We start from the raw sequence: 4,144 nt of genomic DNA, 5'->3' as shown, positions 1-4,144 counted from the left end.
TAGTGTGGGGTTTCCCCATGTGAGAGTAGGTCATCGTCAAGATTAAATTCCGAAACCCCTATCTGCGTATGCAGGTAGGGGTTTTGTTTTGCCCGAAGAAAAATCCGGCCAATAGGGTTTCTATGCAACGGCTCGGGGCATGGCTATCATTCGGGCCTCATTGTGAGGCGAGACTTGCATGCTGACGTTGTTAAAGCTTCTCAAGGATGGCAGATTCCATTCAGGCCAGGCCTTGGGCATTGCTCTTGGTATCAGTCGTAGCGCTGTATGGAAGCAGCTCCAGCATCTGGAGGCTGAGTTGGGCTTATCGATCCATAAGGTGCGCGGACGCGGCTATCAATTGGCTGCGCCATTGACGCTGCTCGATCCTGTTGAAATAGACCGCAAGTCGTCCGCTTGCGGTTGGCCTGTCCAGGTCTTTGATTCTATCGACTCTACTAATGCCGAAGCCCTGCGCGCAATCGAGCGGGGGCAAGCTGCGCCTTTTTTGGTGCTTGCAGAGCGGCAAACGGCTGGGCGCGGACGGCGGGGCCGTAAGTGGGTGAGTCCATTCGCGGAAAACATCTACTACAGCCTGGTGCTGCGCATCGAGGGTGGGATGCGACAGCTGGAGGGTTTGAGTCTGGTCGTTGGGCTCGCCGTAATGCACTCCTTGCGAAAGCAAGGTGTTCCTGGTGTCGGGCTGAAGTGGCCTAATGATCTTCTTGTGGGGCAAAAAAAAATCGCCGGCATACTGCTTGAGCTGGTAGGTGATCCCGCTGATGTGTGTCATGTAGTGCTAGGTGTAGGCATCAATGTAAACATGCAATCGGCTGATGAGGTTGATCAGCAGTGGACGTCCATGCGGCTAGAGTCTGGCCAAGTGTTCGATCGCAATCAGTTGGTGGCGGACCTGGGGCTTGTGCTGCAGGCATATCTGAATCGACATCAGAGCGATGGGTTTGCCGCTATCCATGCTGAGTGGGAGCAAAACCATCTATGGCAAGGTCGAGCTGTGTCGTTGATTGCCGGCGTTAACCAGATAGATGGGGTTGTAATGGGTATCGACAGTCAGGGTGCCTTGCGCTTGAAGGTAGGCGACGTGGAAAAAATCTTTAGTGGTGGTGAGCTCAGCCTGAGGTTGCGTGATGATTCTTGAGCTCGACTGCGGAAACAGTTTTATCAAGTGGCGTGTGCTGGGTGCGGACGTCCGGCTGGTGGTCGCAGAAGGTGTGGTCGATTCGGACCTTGCGTTGCTGGAGAGTTTGAATCGGCTCAATGATTTGGTTCTGAATCACTGTCGCCTGGTAAGTGTTCGAACCGGCGAAGAAACCAGCGCTTTGATTTCTCTTCTGAGTCAGGCGTTTGGGGTGTCTGTGATATGCGCGGCACCTGCTCGTGAAACATCCGGCGTGCGTAACGGCTACGAGGATTATGAAAAACTGGGTCTCGATCGCTGGCTTGCGATGCTCGGAGGGTTTCATCTCGCTTCGGGCGCATGCCTTGTATTGGATTTTGGTACCGCGGTCACTGCTGACTTTATAGCCGGTGATGGAGAGCATCTGGGAGGATTCATTTGTCCAGGTATGCCTTTGATGCGCAACCAGCTGCGCACCCACACCCGTCGAATCCGTTACGGGGATCTTGCAGCTGAGCGTGCTCTGGAAAGTCTTGTTCCTGGCCGTACAACCGTGGAAGCGGTTGAGAGGGGGTGTTCCTTGATGCTTCGGGGGTTTGTCCTGACTCAGCTCCAGTTGGCGCGTAGCTACTGGGGGGAGCATTTCACTGTATTCCTTACTGGAGGGGATGCGGACCTGGTTTCTGAAGTCGTGCCTGAAGCCAGGGTGGTTCCTGATCTCGTTTTTGTCGGTTTGGCTATGGCGTGTCCTTTGCCCTGAGGTTCTTATGCGTTGGTTGTTTCTGCTGCTGCTCGTCCTCAATGTGTTTTATTACATCTGGCATCAACAAGAGGCGCCACTTCGCGCGAAAGATGTAACGCCTCTAAGTCTGTATCGGGGTTCCCAGCAGGACATTCGCTTGTTGAGCGAGGCGCCTGACGCTGCTCGTGATAAGGGAAAGCCACCCCAGGCGGACAATGATTGTCTCTATGTAGGAGGTTTTGCTCGGCAGGACGCCCTGCAGGCAATTGAACGTCGATTAAATGGCATGGATATCAAGGTTCAGTCTTTGCCAAAGGATTCTCCTGAGGTCGGGGGATTCTGGGTTCGTGTAGCGCCCGAAAGCCGGCGTTTACTGGACGACTCTAAGCTGCAAAACCTTTCCAAAGAATTCAATGAGTTAAAACATAAAATAATGCCGTGCGAGGGGGTTGCACCTGTCGAATAGTTTGCATAGAATGGCGCCCGCTTCGCAGTGAACACCTTTAACGGTAAACATCGCGAAGCGGTGTCAACGCAGCTAACCTCAGGTTTTTTATGAGAAAATGCTTGACAGAAGGCTGGCATGATATAGAATGCCGGCTCGCTTAGGAGGGGTTCCCGAGCGGCCAAAGGGATCAGACTGTAAATCTGACGTCTACGACTTCGAAGGTACGACTCCTTCCCCCTCCACCATTTTTAGCGAGAGCTGCAAGCTCCGCGGGTATAGTTTAGTGGTAGTACCTCAGCCTTCCAAGCTGATGATGCGGGTTCGATTCCCGCTACCCGCTCCAAGTTTGCAGATCCTGCAAAGTGTTGCGCTCTTGTAGCTCAGTTGGTAGAGCACACCCTTGGTAAGGGTGAGGTCAGCGGTTCAAATCCGCTCAAGAGCTCCATATAACAAGGCAGATATGAAAATATCTGCCTTTGTTTTAATGGCTGATGTTACTTGCTCAATTCTTCTGCTAGGGGTTATTTCGATGGCTAAGGAAAAGTTCGAACGTAATAAGCCGCACGTCAACGTGGGCACCATTGGTCACGTAGACCATGGCAAAACTACTTTGACAGCTGCCTTGACCCGTGTCTGCTCCGAAGTTTTCGGTTCGGCAAAGGTCGACTTCGACAAGATCGATAGCGCTCCAGAAGAAAAAGCTCGTGGCATCACCATCAACACCGCTCACGTTGAATACGATTCGGCCGTGCGTCACTACGCACACGTTGACTGCCCAGGTCACGCTGACTACGTAAAAAACATGATTACCGGTGCTGCTCAGATGGATGGCGCGATTCTGGTTTGCTCGGCCGCTGATGGTCCGATGCCGCAAACCCGTGAGCACATCTTGCTCTCTCGCCAGGTTGGCGTTCCGTACATCGTTGTCTTCCTGAACAAGGCTGACATGGTTGATGATGCTGAGCTGCTGGAACTGGTTGAGATGGAAGTGCGTGATCTGCTGAGCACTTATGATTTCCCAGGTGATGACACTCCAATCATCATCGGTTCTGCGCTGATGGCGTTGAACGGTCAAGACGACAACGAGATGGGCACGACTGCCGTCAAGAAGTTGGTTGAGACTCTGGATAGCTACATTCCGCAGCCTGAGCGTGCTATTGATAAGCCGTTCCTGATGCCGATCGAGGACGTGTTCTCGATCTCCGGTCGCGGTACTGTTGTGACTGGTCGTGTTGAGCGTGGCATTGTCCGCATTCAGGAAGAAGTTGAGATTGTTGGTCTTCGTGACACTGTCAAAACTACTTGTACTGGTGTTGAGATGTTCCGCAAGCTACTCGACGAAGGTCGTGCTGGCGAGAACTGTGGGGTGTTGCTGCGCGGTACCAAGCGTGATGATGTTGAGCGTGGCCAGGTTCTGGTCAAGCCAGGCACTGTCAAGCCGCACACCAAGTTCACTGCAGAGGTTTACGTTCTGAGCAAGGAAGAAGGCGGGCGCCACACTCCGTTCTTCAAAGGCTACCGTCCACAGTTTTACTTCCGTACTACGGATGTGACCGGTAACTGCGAGCTGCCAGAAGGCGTTGAAATGGTGATGCCGGGTGATAACGTTCAGATGACCGTTACCCTGATCAAAACCATCGCGATGGAAGATGGTCTTCGTTTCGCTATCCGTGAAGGCGGTCGTACCGTCGGTGCTGGTGTCGTAGCTAAAGTCATCGAGTAAGTTGTTGTAATGTCTTTTTCGGGCCGGCATAATGGTCGGCCTGATTTTGTTTTAGGTCAGTAGCTCAATTGGCAGAGCGACGGTCTCCAAAACCGTAGGTTGGGGGTTCGATTC

4 protein-coding genes and 3 tRNA genes are annotated in these 4,144 nt (G+C 52.9%); all 7 read left to right on the top strand.

Annotated features, from left to right (window positions below; all coding sequences use genetic code 11):
- The first annotated feature begins 178 nt into the window (after positions 1-178).
- The 7 genes from birA (at position 179) to tuf (ending at position 4,030) form a co-directional block, all read left to right on the top strand.
- The gene (gene birA / locus ACIOYV_RS33145) at positions 179-1,138 is read left to right on the top strand and encodes a bifunctional biotin--[acetyl-CoA-carboxylase] ligase/biotin operon repressor BirA (RefSeq protein WP_401330685.1); all 960 of its coding nucleotides are present in this window, start codon (positions 179-181) and stop codon (positions 1,136-1,138) included.
- Positions 1,128-1,877, top strand: a complete 750-nt coding sequence (locus ACIOYV_RS33140; RefSeq protein WP_163911341.1) for a pantothenate kinase — start codon at positions 1,128-1,130, stop codon at positions 1,875-1,877. The genes birA and ACIOYV_RS33140 overlap by 11 nt, the downstream gene beginning before the upstream one ends.
- A gap of 7 nt (positions 1,878-1,884) precedes the next feature.
- A complete protein-coding gene (locus ACIOYV_RS33135) occupies positions 1,885-2,325 on the top strand; it encodes a hypothetical protein (RefSeq protein ID WP_401330681.1) in 441 nt (146 codons plus the stop codon).
- Between the two features lie 142 nt (positions 2,326-2,467).
- Positions 2,468-2,552 (top strand) — tRNA-Tyr (locus ACIOYV_RS33130).
- 24 nt (positions 2,553-2,576) lie between these two features.
- Positions 2,577-2,650: transfer RNA gene (locus ACIOYV_RS33125), tRNA-Gly, on the top strand.
- A 26-nt stretch (positions 2,651-2,676) separates the two neighbouring features.
- A tRNA-Thr gene (locus ACIOYV_RS33120) sits at positions 2,677-2,752 on the top strand.
- An 84-nt stretch (positions 2,753-2,836) separates the two neighbouring features.
- Positions 2,837-4,030 (top strand): elongation factor Tu, encoded by a 1,194-nt coding sequence (tuf, locus tag ACIOYV_RS33115; protein ID WP_007896619.1) that lies wholly within the window; start codon positions 2,837-2,839, stop codon positions 4,028-4,030.
- Positions 4,031-4,144 lie beyond the last annotated feature (114 nt).

The organism is Pseudomonas sp. NPDC087342 (assembly GCF_044744265.1).
GTDB classification, from domain to species: domain Bacteria; phylum Pseudomonadota; class Gammaproteobacteria; order Pseudomonadales; family Pseudomonadaceae; genus Aquipseudomonas; species Aquipseudomonas nunensis.
Note: the sequence above shows the minus strand (reverse complement) of the source record. Positions and strands in the feature narration are given on the sequence as shown.